Origin of the sequence: Mucilaginibacter pocheonensis (genome assembly GCF_031456535.1) — a bacterium.
GTDB lineage: Bacteria > Bacteroidota > Bacteroidia > Sphingobacteriales > Sphingobacteriaceae > Mucilaginibacter > Mucilaginibacter pocheonensis.
The window spans coordinates 1-13,977 of the sequence record NZ_JAVDUU010000002.1 but is presented as its reverse complement, the minus strand read 5'-3'; the positions used below and the strand labels follow the sequence as shown (position 1 = coordinate 13,977).

Sequence of the window (13,977 nt, the reverse complement as noted above, 5' to 3'; positions counted from 1 at the left end):
AACGGGGCGGATGTCTGCTGGTCGAAGTCAGACAGAACATCTGAGTTTTTGTTATTGCTATATTAGATAATCGTGTAGATTATGCTAAATGGCCGTAATTCCCAGCGCTGTTTCCAGCTTTTCTACCGATAGATCTATCCCATCAATAATATGGTTGGCTTCTAAATAGTAGCCCTCGCGTTCAGCGAGTTTAGCGGTAATAAATTCAACAAGTTCATCACCATGTTTACCTTGCAATACCGGGCGTACGGTTTTGCTGTTTTCAAGCCTGTCGGCAAGCGTTTTTGGCGAAAGTTTTATATATAAGGTTTTGCCATTGGCGTTCATCCAGGCCATATGATCAAAAAAGCAAGGCAGGCCGCCACCGGTTGATACCACAACATTTTCGGGATAATCTGTTTGTTTCAATACATCCGATTCCAGCTTGCGAAAAGCATCTTCGCCAAAACTTGAAAAATACTCGGCTATGCTCATGCCCGCCTTGTCTTCAAGTATATGATCAAGGTCAATAAATTCGTAGTTTAATTTGGCAGCCAGTTTTCGGCTCCAGGTAGTTTTACCACAGCCCATAAAACCAACTAAAAAGTACTTCATAATAATATCAGCTTAATTTAACCCGCGGGTCTATCCAAACATAAATAATATCAACCAAAATACTGATCACCACAAAAATAAATGCGATGAAAAGTATGGAGCCCATTACTACCGGAAAGTCCGACATTTCAAGCGCGTCAACCGTAGCTTTGCCCAAGCCATTATACCCAAAAATATATTCTACAAAAAATGATCCGGCCAGCAGCGACGCAAACCAGTTGGCAATGGCGGTGATAACGGGATTCAGGGCATTTTTTAACGCATGCCGGTATATAATGCTTCGGTTGTTTAACCCCTTGGCTTTGGCGGTGCGTATATAATCCTGCCCCAAAACATCAAGCATGGCATTGCGGGTAAGCTGTACAATAATAGCCAGCGGACGCAAACCTAAAGTGATCATTGGCAAAATAAGGTTCCTGATGGTAATCACTTCGCCTTTAAACGGATCATAACTATACAAACTGCCCGACATGTTCAGTCCCGTGTACTTACTCAGCTCAAAGCCAAATATCCAGGCGATAATAATACCCGCAAAGAATGACGGGGCCGATATCCCCAGGGTTGAAAAACTAATAGCCAGCTTATCAACCCAACTGTCTTTATTTACAGCGCTCAATACACCTAAAAATACACCAATAATGATAGCAAATATCATGGCAGTGGTGGCCAGCACTAAGGTATTGGGTATTACATCCATAAGCAGGCCCGCCACATCTTTACGTGTTTGGTATGACCGGCGCAGATATGGCCACTTTAGCGCCAGTACTTTAGCATTGCTTACCGCAAACAGCCTTGCGTAGTGGTACCTTTGCTGCTCATCCGCAGTATTTAAATGGATGCCTACCGGCGAAAGATCATTCAGGTAATAAACAAATTGTACAGGAATGGGTTTATCTAAACCAAACTCCTTACGCACCGCCTGCAACGATTGTACATCGGCGCGCTGCCCCTGGGTCATCCGGGCAGGGTCAACAGGTAAAATATTGAACAGAAAAAATACTACAAGTACCACACCCAGCATTACCGCCAGTCCGTAAAATAATTTGCGGATGAGGTAGCTGACCATGTTTATTGATGCTGAAAATAATTTTTTACCAGGTAATCATAGGTTGGTACCGAGTGATAATGCCATTTATTAATGATAGTGCCATTTTTAAGCAGTAAAAGCCCCGGATTGGCACGTACCATGGTTTTAAGCGGAACGCCGTCAGCATAAAAGATCTCGGTAACCAATTTATGGTCTTTGGCGAATGCGTTTGCGCTTTGTGCCGAGTTTGATGTAAGGAGTACGGTACGTATATTATAATTTTCAGTAGCGTTTATAGCCAGCGCATTTAAACGGTTTATAGCTTCACCGTTGGTTTTATCAAGATCATAAGCCACTATAACCAATGTGTAAAAGGGGCTCGACAGAAGTTCTTTAGTATAATCGTTGCCCTGCCCGTCTTGTATGGAAAGGTCGCGTATTTTTGGTTCATATCCTTTTTTAACCAGACGGCTTTCAGGGTTGCCCACTACCTCCCAATTTGCATCTTTCCAAATGTTTGTTTTAAGATACTCCTTATCGCTCATTACTTTGGTTTCGCCCGTCTTTTTGTTCTTTAGGTTATAGGTTACCTCAAATACATCCAGCGGCGCACCAGCCGGAATGTTCATTTCGTCGGGTATATTAGCGCCCACCTTGTAAGGTAAAAAGTCAATAACCGGCATAAAATTATAGGTATAAATGCCAAATCCTAATGATACTACAGCGGCACCGATCAGCCATTGGTCGCCGGTTTTAGGTTTAAACAGCGGTTTTATTTTGGTACGGTTAATAAACAGCACTAATACCAGGGCCAGTAAAGCCATATCCTTACTAAACGATTGCCATGGAGTTAACGGAATTGCGTCGCCAAAGCAGCCGCAAGTTTGTACTACTTTAAAAAAGGCAGAGTAAAAGGTTAAAAACCCAAAGAAGATAATGAGCAGCAACAGCCCCCACGTAACTTTTACAGCACGTACGCCTATAAGCAGCCCAAAACCCAGCAGCATTTCAAACGCGCATAACAGTACAGCGATGCTTAGCGCAAAGCCGTTTAAAAAAGTGATGTGAAAAACCTCGAAGTATTCTTCCAGCTTATAGGAAAAACCTAAGGGGTCATTGGCTTTTATAAGGCCCGAAAAAATGAATAGCAAGCCAACAGCTACCCTGCAAAACCATATAAGGCCATTTTTCATTATACTCCTAATTTAATTAAAGCAAATACCGAGTAGTTGAGCATATCCTGATAATTGGCCATTACACCCTCTGATGCCTCGGTAAGCCCCTGGTTATCTTCAATTTGTTTAACACGCAGCAATTTCATCAGTATCAGGTCGGTTAATGAGCTGATGCGCATATCGCGCCAAGCTTCGCCATAGTCATGGTTTTTGGCAAACATCAGGTCTTTGGTTTCCTTTACCTTTTCGTCAAACAGCCTTTCCACATGGTCGGGTGCAAGTTCGGCAGGGGTGTGAGCATCGCAGTCAAGCTGCATCATGGCTATTACACAGTAATTTACAATACCAATGTATTCGCCGGTAATATCTTCACCAACCTTTGATACCTTTTTTTCTTCCAGCGTACGTATGCGCTGGGCTTTAATAAATATTTGATCGGTGATGGATTGCGGGCGAAGTATGCGCCAGGCGGTTCCGTAATCGCGGGTCTTTTTCATGAAAAGGCCCTTACATATATTAATTACTGCGTCGTACTCTGCTGATGTATTAGCCAAAAGTTGAAATATTTGAATGTTGAAACGTTTGAATGTTGGGTTTGCGCCAATGTTGCAAAGTTAAATTAACTTTACAACATTTAAACTTTGTAACATTAAAACTGACTTGGCTAAAGATACATTTTTTCGCAAAAAGGTTACCCTAAATGCCAGAGGGAAACTTATCGATATATCGGCCCCAAAAGTTATGGGCATCATTAACATCACTCCCGACTCCTTTTATGCGGGCAGCCGCAAGCCCGGTGTTAATGAAGCCTTGTTACAGGCCGAAAAGATGCTGGCTGACGGAGCGACTTTTTTAGATATTGGTGCTTATTCCTCGCGCCCGGGTGCTGTGGATATTTCTGTTAACGAGGAAGTTGATCGCTTGTTGCCTGTGGTTGAGGCTGTTGTAAACGGCTTTCCTGATGCCGTGCTATCAATTGACACTTTTAGGGCGCAGGTTGCAGATGCTGCCATTAAGGCCGGTGCCCATATTATTAATGATATTTCGGGAGGCCAATTGGATGAGGCCATGTTTGCTACGGTGGCTCACCTGCAGGTGCCTTATATTTTAATGCACATGAAAGGTAATCCGCAAAGTATGAATCAGTTGGCGCAGTATGACGATGTGTTTACCGAGGTGCTTGACTATTTTGTATCGCGGTATCAGCAGTTAAAGCAACTGGGTGTTCATGATGTGATTATTGATCCGGGTTTTGGCTTTGCCAAGAAACCTGAGCATGGCTATGCGCTTATGAATCGTCTGCAAGAGTTTAATATGCTGGATTTGCCTGTGCTGGTAGGGGTGTCCCGGAAAAAAATGATATACGGTTTGCTGGGAATTTCGGCGGACGAAGCACTTAACGGCACAACCATTTTAAATACCATTAGCCTAATGAAAGGTGCTAATATTTTAAGGGTGCATGATGTGAAAGAAGCGGTAGAAGCAGTAAAAATTTACGAAACTGTAGTTAATGCCGGCAAAACTTTTTAAAGATTTATTTTAACATAAAAGCTGTTAAAAAGCGATTTGAAATTGAAATATTCGCCCAAAAACAGCTTGAAAATATGCGGAAATAATGAATTTTAACACTTGTTGACAAATTTTGCCGCGTTTAAAAAGTTTTAGGTACATTGATAAAAGTAAACAGGTTTAAAAGAGCTTACCGCCATGAAAAATTTACTCCTTATCATTTTTATTTCAGTCCTGGCCTTTAAAGCCTTTGCCCAGCAAACAGATCGCGATGCCATAAAGCAAACGGTTAATACCATGTTTGATGCCATGCGCAAAGGCGACAGCACATTGTTGCGATCAACCTTTGCCAAAGGGATAGTGTTTCAGGGAGTAGCCAGTAAAAAGGATGGTTCAACAGTTTTGGAAACCGAGAACCCTGATGATTTTATAAAGCAGATAGGCACCCCGCACAAAGGCGTGTATGACGAGCGTATTACTTTTAATGATATAAAAATTGATGGCCCGCTGGCCAGTGTTTGGGCACCCTACAAATTTTATTTAGACGACAAATTCAGCCATTGCGGTGTTGATGTTTTTCAGTTGATGAAAACCACCGATGGCTGGAAGATCATTTACATTGTAGATACCCGCCGTAAGGATAACTGCCCGGAATAATTACAACGCCTGGAGTTTAACCATGCCGTAAAACAAGCCGGCGCAGTGCATAGCCTGTACAACCTTGTTTTCCAGCAGCAATTGTTTTACTTCGGGAATGGTATACTCCTCTACAATTAATTCCTCGTGATCATCAAGCGCCTGGCCCTGAACTTTTTTACCGCCTTTGGCCAAAAAGGTAAATGTTTGATTATTAGCGGTTGATGGGTTGCCGTAAACGGTGCAAAGCAGTTCAAAATCATCAAACTGGTAACCGGTTTCTTCCAGCAGTTCGCGGCGAAGGGCTTCAACGGGTGTTTCATTACCATCAACAACGCCACCGGGTATTTCCAGTGAGATAATGCCCGCCGCATGGCGGTATTGTTTCACCATCAGTACCTTATTGTCTTCGGTAATGGCGACAGCATTAACCCAGCTGCTGTATTCTAAAACATAGTAGTCGTCAACAATACGCCCGTCGGGCATTTCGCATTTATCAATGCGCAGGGTAGCCCAGGGGCCTTTATGTATATAATGTGATGAAAGTAGTTTCCAGGTTAGATCTTTAGACATAGTTATTTTGTAGAAATTGATAGATGGAATTTCGTTTATTAATATTTTCAAATGATGTACGGTGATGCTTTTTTTCAAGCAGGTCAAAAATAATGATCACCTTTTGTAGAGCCGTTAGTGTTTCAGGATCGGGATTAAATGGCTCACAGTACATATAAAGCAGTTGTGCCAAGGCGTCAAGCTTATCAGCATGGTGATTTTGCTTTTGGAGCCAAAGTTCAAAATCATCGGTATTAAGATCAAGCAGTTCCTGTAGTTTTATACCGTATTCGTTCTGTAGGGTGGTATCGGCCAGCTTAATAAATTCATCAGGTTTAGCTGCTACCTTAAAGCCAGCCAGACCAGCCACAACCATAGCTATTTTTTCTACCTCGTTAAGAATAAAATCTTTAAACATTGAGCAAGGAATTATGGTATGAACTTACTACCAGCTACCGCCTGATCCGCCGCCGCCAAAATCGCCGCCGCCAAAACCGCCAAAACCTCCGCTGTCACCGCCGCCACTGTTACCGCCGCTAAAGCCGCCCCAACCGCCGCCGCCACTACCGCGACCCAGCATATTGCCGGCTAAAAACCACCAGAACGGACTTGCGCCCCCGCGGCTGCCAATAATTTGACGACCACCGCCCCCGCCGCCCCGGTTGCGGAAAATGAGTACAATGACCACAACGATGATAATGAGAACGATAAAGGCGCTGCCTCCGCCGCCATTCTGTTTCGTCTTTGCTTTTTTGTCGGCCTTATATTCGCCTTTGGTGTATTTAATGATCTGGTCAATACCTGCATTTAACCCGCCATAGTAATCACCCTGTTTAAAACGTGGGTTAATATCATTAACCCTTATTTGCTGGGTAACAATATCGGGCAGTGCGCCTTCGGCGCCATATCCTGTTTGAATGGTAAGCTTGCGGTCGCCGAGCGCTACCAGTATGAGTATGCCATTGTTTTTGCCTTTTTGCCCTATACCCCATTTGCGGCCAAGTGCTGCACCGTATTCGTTAATGTCATAATTACCAACCGATTTGAGCATCACCACCGCTATCTGGGTGGAGGTAGAATCGTTAAAAGCAACCAGTTTATTTTCCAGGCGCTGCTTATCATCAGCCGATAGGGTATTGGTATAATCTGTAACCAGGGTGGTTGACCGTTCCGGAAAATCCTGGGCAAACGCTACAAAGGCGCATAACAACAGGCTAAAGAACAATATGATTTTTTTGAACATGTGTTTAAGTGTTAATCGCCATCCATAAATGCAATATCATCGGGCAATTCATTATTATTGTCCTGGCTGTACGGAAAATATTTTTGAAGCTGTTCCCCGGCAATTTTTAAGCCGGTAACAATGCCTTCCACAATATCGCCGTACTTAAAGTGTTTCAGCATCTCTTCTTTGGTATCATCCCAAAAAGTAGCCGGAACTACCTTGTTTATGCCTGCATCGCCTATAATTGCAAACTTACGGTCAACCGTGGCTACATAAATCAGCACGCCATGGCGCAGTTTGGTCTTATGCATATTAAGTTGATGAAAATATTTGGCTGCGCGATCAAGCACATCTTCACTGCATTTTTTTTCAATACAAACGCGGATCTCGCCAGAACTATGGTTCTCGGCCTCCTCAATGGCTTTGCGTATACGCTGCTGCTCTTCGTCGTTAAATACCGGCATAGTTATTTAGTAATTTATTGAAATAGTGTGCAGTGAGCGGTGATTAGTGAATCAAAAAAATGAGGGTGTTTGCCTTATAATCCGGCTAACTGTAATTAATCCCTTCCGTTCACTACTCACCAACTCACTAATTAAAATTGAACTTTAGGCGCCTTGTCGGCTCCTGGTTCGGCAGTGAAATAGCCTTTTTCAGAAAATCCAAACATTTTAGCGGTTATATTAGCCGGGAACGAGCGTATTTTGGTATTAAAATCCTGTACGGCGGTATTAAAATCCTGGCGGGCCACCTGTATGCGGTTCTCGGTACCTTCAATCTGGGCTTGCAATCCCAGGAAATTTTCGTTGGTCTTTAAGTTCGGATAATTTTCAGTAACAGCGAGAAGCCTCCCCAGCGCTGAACTTAATTCGCCTTGTGCGGCCTGAAACGCTTTGATTGATTCAGGAGTTAGTTTGGTAGGGTCAACCTGTACCGAAGTTGCCTTGGCCCGGGCCTCAACAACGGCGGTTAGGGTGCTTTTTTCAAAATTGGCTGCACCTTTAACGGTATTTACCAAATTAGGTATCAGATCGCTGCGGCGTTGGTACTGGCTTTGTACGGCAGCCCATTTTGTTTTTACATTCTCGTCCATTTTAACCATGCTGTTATAACTGCAGGAGCTTAATGACATGGCGGCCGTTATAACTAATATTACTGAAAGTAGCTTTTTCATTTAATTAACTGTTTAGTGATGTTTTTCATTTAGATTACAAAATGCGTACCGTTGTTACAACAGGTAATTGTTATGACAACATGTCAAAGTACACGTTTTTAAAGGTAATTAAAAAAAACGGCTGAATCGTGATATTTACCACTAAAGGATGAGCAGGCTATTAATTGAAATAACAAGACTGGAAATGGGTAATCTAATAGCGAAGGACTATGATTATTAGAATTCACGGCCTGATGTTTACCGCGGAATAAGTTCAAGCAAAGGATGCTTGAACTGGTAAAAGGGGCGTTGAATCATGACCATCCTTTGGCAGAGGCCATGGTTCAGACAAAAAAAGCAGGGGAGTATTACCCTGCCATGCAATGCTGCTCACGTGAAGTAAGCTGGCCGATCATTTCTTTAAGGATGTTACGGGCACGGTATAGCGTGGTTCGGGATAGTAGCTCGGTCATACCCAGCGAGTTGCCTATTTCCTGGTGCGAGTATCCCTCAATAGCATACATATTAAATACCGAACGGTAGGTGTTAGGGAGCTTTTGTATCAGTTTCATTAAGTCCTTTGCCTCCAGGCCATTTTCGTTATAGGCTTTACTTATCGACATGCCGCTTTCGGCGGTAAAGTCGTCAACCAAAACCATTGGTTTTAATTTGCGGTACCGGGATATGGCACAATGTACCATGATGCGGCGGATCCATCCCTCCAGGCTGCCATCGCCCCGGTAATTGTTCATATTCCTGAACATTTTTATAAATCCTTCCTGCAATATATCCTGCGCTTCGTCTTTGTCAGTTGCATAACGCATGCAAACTGCCAGCATTCTTGGCGCCAATAATCTGTATAGTTGTTCCTGTTGCTTGCGGTCGTTTTTTAAACATCCTTCCCAAATGGTCATCAAGCGGTCTTCGGCGATATTCATTTTGTGTTGTTGTTTTTATAACGAGCCTATGCCAATATAGATGCCATATTGTAAATGGCTGAAAATCAACAAGATGAAATTTTGAAGTCTTTTAAAACTGTTCGATAGCGTACGGTTGTTGTGCACGGGCGGACGGTTTGTGGGGACTCACCCCGCCTACGCTACGCTGGGCGACCCTCTCTATGGCTTCGCCATAAAGAGGGTTGAGGAGTTGTGATTTTTTCTTTGTCCTTTGTTCAATTATCTTTTATCTGATTATAAATTCCCTCTTTTCGCCGTAGGCGGAGAGAGGGATGTCGAGCGAAGCAATGACAGGGTGAGTCTAAACGCGGGGTAGACTCACCCCGGCTACGCTACGCTGGCCGACCCTCTCTACGGCTTCGCCATAAAGAGGGTTGAGGAGTTGTGATTTTTTCTTTGTCCTTTGTTCAATTATCTTTTATCTGATTTATAAATTCCCTCTTTGCGCCGCGGGCGGAGAGAGGGATGTCGAGCGGAGCGATGACAGGGTGAGTTTGAACGCGCGGCAGACTCACCCCGGCTACGCTACGCTGGCCGACCCTCTCTGCAGCTTTGCTGCAAAGAGGGTTGAAGAGGAGTGGTTTTTTCTTTGGTCCTATTGTCTAATTATCTTTTATCTGATTTGCAAATTCCCTCTTTGCGCCGCAGGCGGAGAGAGGGATGTCAAGCGAAGCTATGACAGGGTGAGTCTAAACGCTGTGATTTTTTCTTTGCTCTATTATTCAACCATCTCCTATCGGATTTATGTCAACCGGTGCGATGTAAAGCGAGTAGAATCGCTTGAAATAAAAGTCGCTTCCATAAGAGGAGATTCAAAGAGGGCTTATTACCTTTGCATCATCCGGGATAAAAACCCGGCAGCTATATATGATCAAAGAAACCGAAATAGTATGCCCCCCCGGGCAACAGGAAGATGAATCTGTAATTATCCGCCTGGCGGCGGCTTCACTAAACATTCAACCCAAAAGCATATCTGCAGTAAAAATTGTAAAACGCTCTATTGACGCGCGGGGCCGCAAGGTGGTTTATCGTATGCAGGTACAGGTATTTTTAGATCAGCCTTATCAGCCCGAAATATTTACCATCAAATATCCAAATGTGCAGTTTAGCCGCCCCGTTATTATTGTGGGTGCGGGTCCGGCTGGTTTGTTTGCCGCCTTGCAATGTATCCAGTTAGGGTTAAAGCCGGTTGTTGTTGAGCGGGGTAAGGATGTAAAACAACGGCGTCGTGATTTGGCCAATATCAACAAGCAAGGCCTTGTCAATACAGAATCAAACTATTGTTTTGGTGAAGGCGGGGCCGGTACTTACTCTGATGGTAAATTATATACGCGTTCAACCAAGCGGGGCGATGTGAACCAGGTGTTGAAAATGTTTGTGGCCCACGGCGCCGACGAAAGTATATTGATTGACGCCCGTCCGCATATTGGCACCAATAAACTGCCCCAGATCATTACCGCTATGCGCGAAAGCGTATTGAATGCCGGCGGCGAAATACTTTTTGACACCAGGGTAACCGCCCTGCTCGTTGAGTTTGGCAAAATGAAAGGGGTGAAGCTGGCAACCGGCGAAAAATTAACGTCCGATGCGGTGATCCTGGCTACCGGGCACTCTGCAAGGGATGTTTTTGAAATGCTTCACCACCAAAATATACTGATCGAGGCCAAACCATTTGCCTTAGGGGTAAGGATAGAGCACCCGCAAGAAATTATTGACAGGGCGCAGTATCATTGTGAACACCGCGGGCCCGACTTACCGCCTTCTTATTATAACCTGGTTGAGCAGGTTGATGACCGTGGCGTATTTTCTTTTTGTATGTGCCCCGGCGGTATTATTGCCCCCTGCGCAACCGAAGCTAATGAAATTGTGGTGAATGGCTGGAGCCCCTCCAAACGGAATAACCCGTTCGCCAACTCGGGCACGGTAGTGCAGATCAATATGGAAGATGTGCCTGGCGATAATAATGATCCGTTTAAAATGCTGCGTTTTCAGCAGCAGATAGAGCATGCGGCGTTTTTAGCCGGTGGCGGCAAACTGGTAGCGCCCGGTCAGCGTATGGTTGATTTTGTAGAGGGGCGTTTGTCAAATGACTTACCCGCAAACTCTTATCTGCCCGGCACCAGGAGCGTTGAGTTGAAAGAAATATTACCTTTATGGATACATAAACGATTGCAGAAGGCATTGCCGGTATTTGGCAAAAAAATGAAGGGCTATTACACAAACGAGGCTATATTGGTTGGTGTAGAATCACGTACATCATCGCCGGTAAAAGTTCCGAGAGATAAAGAAACCCTGCAGCATCCGCAGGTTGCAGGGTTATTTCCGTGTGGCGAGGGCGCAGGCTACGCGGGTGGCATTATTTCTGCTGCAATTGATGGTATCAACTGTGCATTGGCAACCTTAAAAATATTATCATGAGCATTTCAGTAGAACTTTCGTACCAGTTAGAGAAGGTGTTATCGGGCGATCCGTGGTATGGTTCGCCGGTTTATGATATTGTTGATGGCATCAGCTTTGAAACGGCGTATGAAAAACCGCCCGGATCGATACATAATATAGCCGAGATAGTTTTGCATATGATAGCGTGGACCGAAGAGGTGATGGACAGGATGAACGGTTTAACTGCAGGTATGCCTACCAGTGGCGACTGGCCCGAAACCGGCAGCCCTGATGAACAAAAATGGCAGAATTATGTTAATGATTTGAAACTGGTTAACGTAAATTTGGTAGGCATTATCCAAAACTTCCCCCCGGAACAATGGAGCGAGCTTATTAATGATGAACGGAACCGTGACCTGGGAACCGGTGTAACTTATGAAGAACTGATAAACGGATTGATACAGCACCATATATATCATTCGGCCCAGATAGCGCTATTAAACAGGATTATAAATGGCTGATAAAAAAACATTGGTATTGGGTGCCACACCTGATACCAGCAGATATGCTAACCTGGCATCGAACAGGTTGGTAAATAAAGGGTATACTATAGTAAACGTAGGTTTAAAAACAGGTGAAGTAGCAGGCGTGCCTATAGAAAAGCCTGAAACTATTCATAAGGATATTGATACAGTAACTTTATATGTAGGGCCGCAAAACCAACCACCGCTATATAATTATATATTAGATACCCATCCTAAGCGTATCATATTTAACCCCGGAACAGAAAACGCAGAACTGCGCCGCATGGCCAATGAAAAAGGCATTGAAACAGAATACGCCTGTACGCTGGTGCTTTTATCAATAGGAGATTATTAGGCAATAACCCCATAAGCGGCAACTCTTGATTTGCAGATTATTCATGCAGGCATATTATAGGTGTCTTTTTTGGAAAACGTAAGCGATTGCTTAGTAGGTTATCAATAAAACTAACCAACACTCCCCAAATACGTTAGTAACCCACGCTAATTAAAAGCTCATCCTTCGGGGGAGTGGGGAGCCGGCGCCTGATTTATAATCCTGATCTCCTTTGGATAATAATTGTTAATGCGATTGGGCAGCAATTTGGCCCATCCCAATGCATGGCCTTCAAAAGTCATCAGGCTCCAACCCTTTTCAGTTGGGTTTAGGTCGATATTGTCACGACGAAGGTATTGTATGGCCTGATCATAGTTAAGCGGGGTTTGCAAAACGGCATCCCTATTAATAATAGTGCTTAAAGCCAGCTCATGATCAGGTATCAGATCTTTACCCATCAGTTTGCCCAAACGTACTCCCGATTTTTTAAGGTACAGGTGGCGCTGTAAAATATTAAGGCTTTCCTTATGGGCCCGGTTAATACCCAGCCAGTCATCATTCACCATAAAATAGTATAAGCCATCGGGGTTATTAATGTAGGTTTTTACCTGGTCAATATCCCTGCTGCTTATTTTTTGCTGCATATTGTTTTTAAAGTTACCAAGCTCGCCGGTATTGTCCTTCTTTTTTAAGCAGGCGGCAAACAAACCTTCGCCTTTTACCCGGCCCGGATAAAAGCGGTAACCCCAGGCTTTTTCCAAAGGCGATTCGGTTTCAACAATCCCCCACTCCTTATATATAGGTATTCGAATGCTTTCCAGCTCAAACTCCCGGCAAAGCCAGTCAAGAATATCCTCATTTTCCTGGTGCGAGTAGGAGCAGGTACTATATATAAGGTATCCGTCCTGATTAAGGGCAGGTAATATATCGGCCAGTATGCGCTCCTGCCGTTGATGACAAAGATTTACGTTGGCCTCTGACCACTCGTTCATCGCCTGCGGATCTTTACGGAACATACCCGATCCAGAGCAGGGAGCATCGACCAATATAATATCAAAAAAACTTTTCAGCCGGCCAATATCTTTGGGATCATTATTACTTACTATAACATTGGCCTGTCCCCAGCGGCTCAGGTTATCCGTTAATACCGGTACGCGGGTTTTAATGATCTCATTGGCCACCAGCAGATCGTCAGCTCCGATAGCGGAGTTAAGCAAGGTGCTTTTGCCACCCGGCGCCGCGCAAAGGTCAAGTACCTTTACCGGTTGATGCTCATTTTGCCTGATGTGTTTTAATATATGATCAATAAACATTGATGATGCTTCCTGTACATAGTAACATCCGGCATGAAAAAGCGGGTCAAAAGTGAATGATGGGCGGGTGTTTAAATAAAAACCGTCGGCGCACCAGGGTATTTGTTCATCAGTTTTTAGGGCCGGGCGCTTAAAAGGGTTTAATCTTATAGAGGTAGGAGCGTCTGAAAATTGATGGGCATTGATAAAATTTTGCTCATCAAATCCGTTTTCCGCGCTTAATGATGCCAGGAAATTTTCAGGAAATGGATAGTTGTTCATATACTTTTCAAATATACAAATTAGGCAGGTGCTATTATTACCCCTAAAATGAGGAGTGTAATTAACGTATTTGACGTTAGTTTACAGGCAGTTGTAAAATAGTGTAAAATATTTGAAAATTTCTCTTGGTTCGTAAGCAGTTTTCTCTGTACATTTGTGGCCGCTCAAATAAAAAGGGCGTCGTTTTTTGAAGGTTTAGCAAATGAAAAAAAGTTTTTAAAAAGTGAAAATTTCACTTGATAATTTCAGAAGTAATTTGCACCTTTGCAACCCGCAAACGGAGGGAATGAATAGGGGTCGAAAGTGGGAAGAAGAAGCTTAGAAAAATAAAAAAAA

16 protein-coding genes are annotated in these 13,977 nt (G+C 43.8%); 5 read left to right on the top strand and 11 right to left on the bottom strand.

All coding sequences use genetic code 11. The annotated features are described in order from the left end of the window. Nucleotides 1-84: 84 nt before the first annotated feature. From J2W55_RS06980 to J2W55_RS06965, 4 genes are read right to left on the bottom strand one after another with little or no spacing between them, the layout of a single operon-like run. Nucleotides 85-594, bottom strand: coding sequence for a shikimate kinase (locus tag J2W55_RS06980; RefSeq protein WP_310093523.1), 510 nt, complete (start codon nt 592-594; stop codon nt 85-87). Nucleotides 595-601: 7 nt separating this feature from the next. Continuing rightward, entirely contained in the window at nt 602-1,660 is a 1,059-nt protein-coding gene (locus tag J2W55_RS06975; RefSeq protein ID WP_310093520.1) for an ABC transporter permease, read from the bottom strand. A gap of 2 nt (nt 1,661-1,662) precedes the next feature. Next, on the bottom strand, nt 1,663-2,814 hold the full coding sequence (locus J2W55_RS06970) for a BT_3928 family protein (RefSeq protein WP_310093518.1): 1,152 nt from the start codon (nt 2,812-2,814) through the stop codon (nt 1,663-1,665). Then, nucleotides 2,814-3,293 (bottom strand): DUF1599 domain-containing protein, encoded by a 480-nt coding sequence (locus tag J2W55_RS06965; protein WP_310093516.1) that lies wholly within the window; start codon nt 3,291-3,293, stop codon nt 2,814-2,816. The genes J2W55_RS06970 and J2W55_RS06965 overlap by 1 nt, the downstream gene beginning before the upstream one ends. Nucleotides 3,294-3,456: 163 nt before the next feature. Between J2W55_RS06965 and folP the strand changes: the two genes are divergently transcribed. Then, nucleotides 3,457-4,326, top strand: coding sequence for a dihydropteroate synthase (gene folP, locus J2W55_RS06960; RefSeq protein WP_310093515.1), 870 nt, complete (start codon nt 3,457-3,459; stop codon nt 4,324-4,326). 177 nt (nt 4,327-4,503) lie between these two features. Further along, on the top strand, nt 4,504-4,962 hold the full coding sequence (locus tag J2W55_RS06955; RefSeq protein WP_310093513.1) for a nuclear transport factor 2 family protein: 459 nt from the start codon (nt 4,504-4,506) through the stop codon (nt 4,960-4,962). On the opposite strand, the gene J2W55_RS06950 is transcribed toward J2W55_RS06955, so the two are convergent. From J2W55_RS06950 to J2W55_RS06925, 6 genes are all read right to left on the bottom strand, one after another. Next, nucleotides 4,963-5,514 carry an NUDIX hydrolase gene (locus J2W55_RS06950; protein ID WP_310093511.1) on the bottom strand — a complete coding sequence of 184 codons (552 nt, stop codon included), beginning with the start codon at nt 5,512-5,514 and terminating at the stop codon, nt 4,963-4,965. Continuing rightward, nucleotides 5,507-5,911 carry a hypothetical protein gene (locus J2W55_RS06945; RefSeq protein ID WP_310093509.1) on the bottom strand — a complete coding sequence of 135 codons (405 nt, stop codon included), beginning with the start codon at nt 5,909-5,911 and terminating at the stop codon, nt 5,507-5,509. Before J2W55_RS06945 ends, J2W55_RS06950 begins: the two co-directional genes overlap by 8 nt. Nucleotides 5,912-5,938: 27 nt before the next feature. Beyond that, a complete protein-coding gene (locus J2W55_RS06940; protein WP_310093507.1) occupies nt 5,939-6,736 on the bottom strand; it encodes a TPM domain-containing protein in 798 nt (265 codons plus the stop codon). A gap of 11 nt (nt 6,737-6,747) precedes the next feature. Next, nucleotides 6,748-7,182 carry a TPM domain-containing protein gene (locus tag J2W55_RS06935; RefSeq protein WP_310093505.1) on the bottom strand — a complete coding sequence of 145 codons (435 nt, stop codon included), beginning with the start codon at nt 7,180-7,182 and terminating at the stop codon, nt 6,748-6,750. 131 nt (nt 7,183-7,313) lie between these two features. Continuing rightward, on the bottom strand, nt 7,314-7,892 hold the full coding sequence (locus J2W55_RS06930; protein WP_310093503.1) for a LemA family protein: 579 nt from the start codon (nt 7,890-7,892) through the stop codon (nt 7,314-7,316). Nucleotides 7,893-8,239: 347 nt separating this feature from the next. After that, nucleotides 8,240-8,809, bottom strand: a complete 570-nt coding sequence (locus J2W55_RS06925) for an RNA polymerase sigma factor (protein ID WP_310093501.1) — start codon at nt 8,807-8,809, stop codon at nt 8,240-8,242. An 888-nt stretch (nt 8,810-9,697) separates the two neighbouring features. Between J2W55_RS06925 and J2W55_RS06920 the strand changes: the two genes are divergently transcribed. From J2W55_RS06920 to J2W55_RS06910, 3 genes are read left to right on the top strand one after another with little or no spacing between them, the layout of a single operon-like run. Beyond that, a complete protein-coding gene (locus J2W55_RS06920) occupies nt 9,698-11,248 on the top strand; it encodes an NAD(P)/FAD-dependent oxidoreductase (RefSeq protein WP_310093499.1) in 1,551 nt (516 codons plus the stop codon). Continuing rightward, the gene (locus J2W55_RS06915) at nt 11,245-11,730 is read left to right on the top strand and encodes a DinB family protein (protein ID WP_310093497.1); all 486 of its coding nucleotides are present in this window, start codon (nt 11,245-11,247) and stop codon (nt 11,728-11,730) included. Before J2W55_RS06920 ends, J2W55_RS06915 begins: the two co-directional genes overlap by 4 nt. Continuing rightward, the gene (locus J2W55_RS06910) at nt 11,723-12,088 is read left to right on the top strand and encodes a CoA-binding protein (RefSeq protein ID WP_310093495.1); all 366 of its coding nucleotides are present in this window, start codon (nt 11,723-11,725) and stop codon (nt 12,086-12,088) included. The genes J2W55_RS06915 and J2W55_RS06910 overlap by 8 nt, the downstream gene beginning before the upstream one ends. A 158-nt stretch (nt 12,089-12,246) precedes the next feature. Here the strand turns inward: J2W55_RS06910 and J2W55_RS06905 are convergent, their stop codons facing one another. Next, entirely contained in the window at nt 12,247-13,641 is a 1,395-nt protein-coding gene (locus tag J2W55_RS06905) for a methyltransferase RsmF C-terminal domain-like protein (RefSeq protein ID WP_310093493.1), read from the bottom strand. Nucleotides 13,642-13,977 lie beyond the last annotated feature (336 nt).

What these genes read in the sequence shown, in the direction of transcription:
- J2W55_RS06980 (WP_310093523.1), bottom strand. Translation starts at nt 594, where the DNA reads ATGAAGTACTTTTTAGTTGGTTTTATGGGCTGTGGTAAAACTACCTGG.
- J2W55_RS06975 (WP_310093520.1), bottom strand. Translation starts at nt 1,660, where the DNA reads ATGGTCAGCTACCTCATCCGCAAATTATTTTACGGACTGGCGGTAATG.
- J2W55_RS06970 (WP_310093518.1), bottom strand. Translation starts at nt 2,814, where the DNA reads ATGAAAAATGGCCTTATATGGTTTTGCAGGGTAGCTGTTGGCTTGCTA.
- J2W55_RS06965 (WP_310093516.1), bottom strand. Translation starts at nt 3,293, where the DNA reads ATGAAAAAGACCCGCGATTACGGAACCGCCTGGCGCATACTTCGCCCG.
- J2W55_RS06955 (WP_310093513.1), top strand. Translation starts at nt 4,504, where the DNA reads ATGAAAAATTTACTCCTTATCATTTTTATTTCAGTCCTGGCCTTTAAA.
- J2W55_RS06950 (WP_310093511.1), bottom strand. Translation starts at nt 5,514, where the DNA reads ATGTCTAAAGATCTAACCTGGAAACTACTTTCATCACATTATATACAT.
- J2W55_RS06945 (WP_310093509.1), bottom strand. Translation starts at nt 5,911, where the DNA reads ATGTTTAAAGATTTTATTCTTAACGAGGTAGAAAAAATAGCTATGGTT.
- J2W55_RS06940 (WP_310093507.1), bottom strand. Translation starts at nt 6,736, where the DNA reads ATGTTCAAAAAAATCATATTGTTCTTTAGCCTGTTGTTATGCGCCTTT.
- J2W55_RS06935 (WP_310093505.1), bottom strand. Translation starts at nt 7,182, where the DNA reads ATGCCGGTATTTAACGACGAAGAGCAGCAGCGTATACGCAAAGCCATT.
- J2W55_RS06930 (WP_310093503.1), bottom strand. Translation starts at nt 7,892, where the DNA reads ATGAAAAAGCTACTTTCAGTAATATTAGTTATAACGGCCGCCATGTCA.
- J2W55_RS06925 (WP_310093501.1), bottom strand. Translation starts at nt 8,809, where the DNA reads ATGAATATCGCCGAAGACCGCTTGATGACCATTTGGGAAGGATGTTTA.
- J2W55_RS06920 (WP_310093499.1), top strand. Translation starts at nt 9,698, where the DNA reads ATGATCAAAGAAACCGAAATAGTATGCCCCCCCGGGCAACAGGAAGAT.
- J2W55_RS06915 (WP_310093497.1), top strand. Translation starts at nt 11,245, where the DNA reads ATGAGCATTTCAGTAGAACTTTCGTACCAGTTAGAGAAGGTGTTATCG.
- J2W55_RS06910 (WP_310093495.1), top strand. Translation starts at nt 11,723, where the DNA reads ATGGCTGATAAAAAAACATTGGTATTGGGTGCCACACCTGATACCAGC.
- J2W55_RS06905 (WP_310093493.1), bottom strand. Translation starts at nt 13,641, where the DNA reads ATGAACAACTATCCATTTCCTGAAAATTTCCTGGCATCATTAAGCGCG.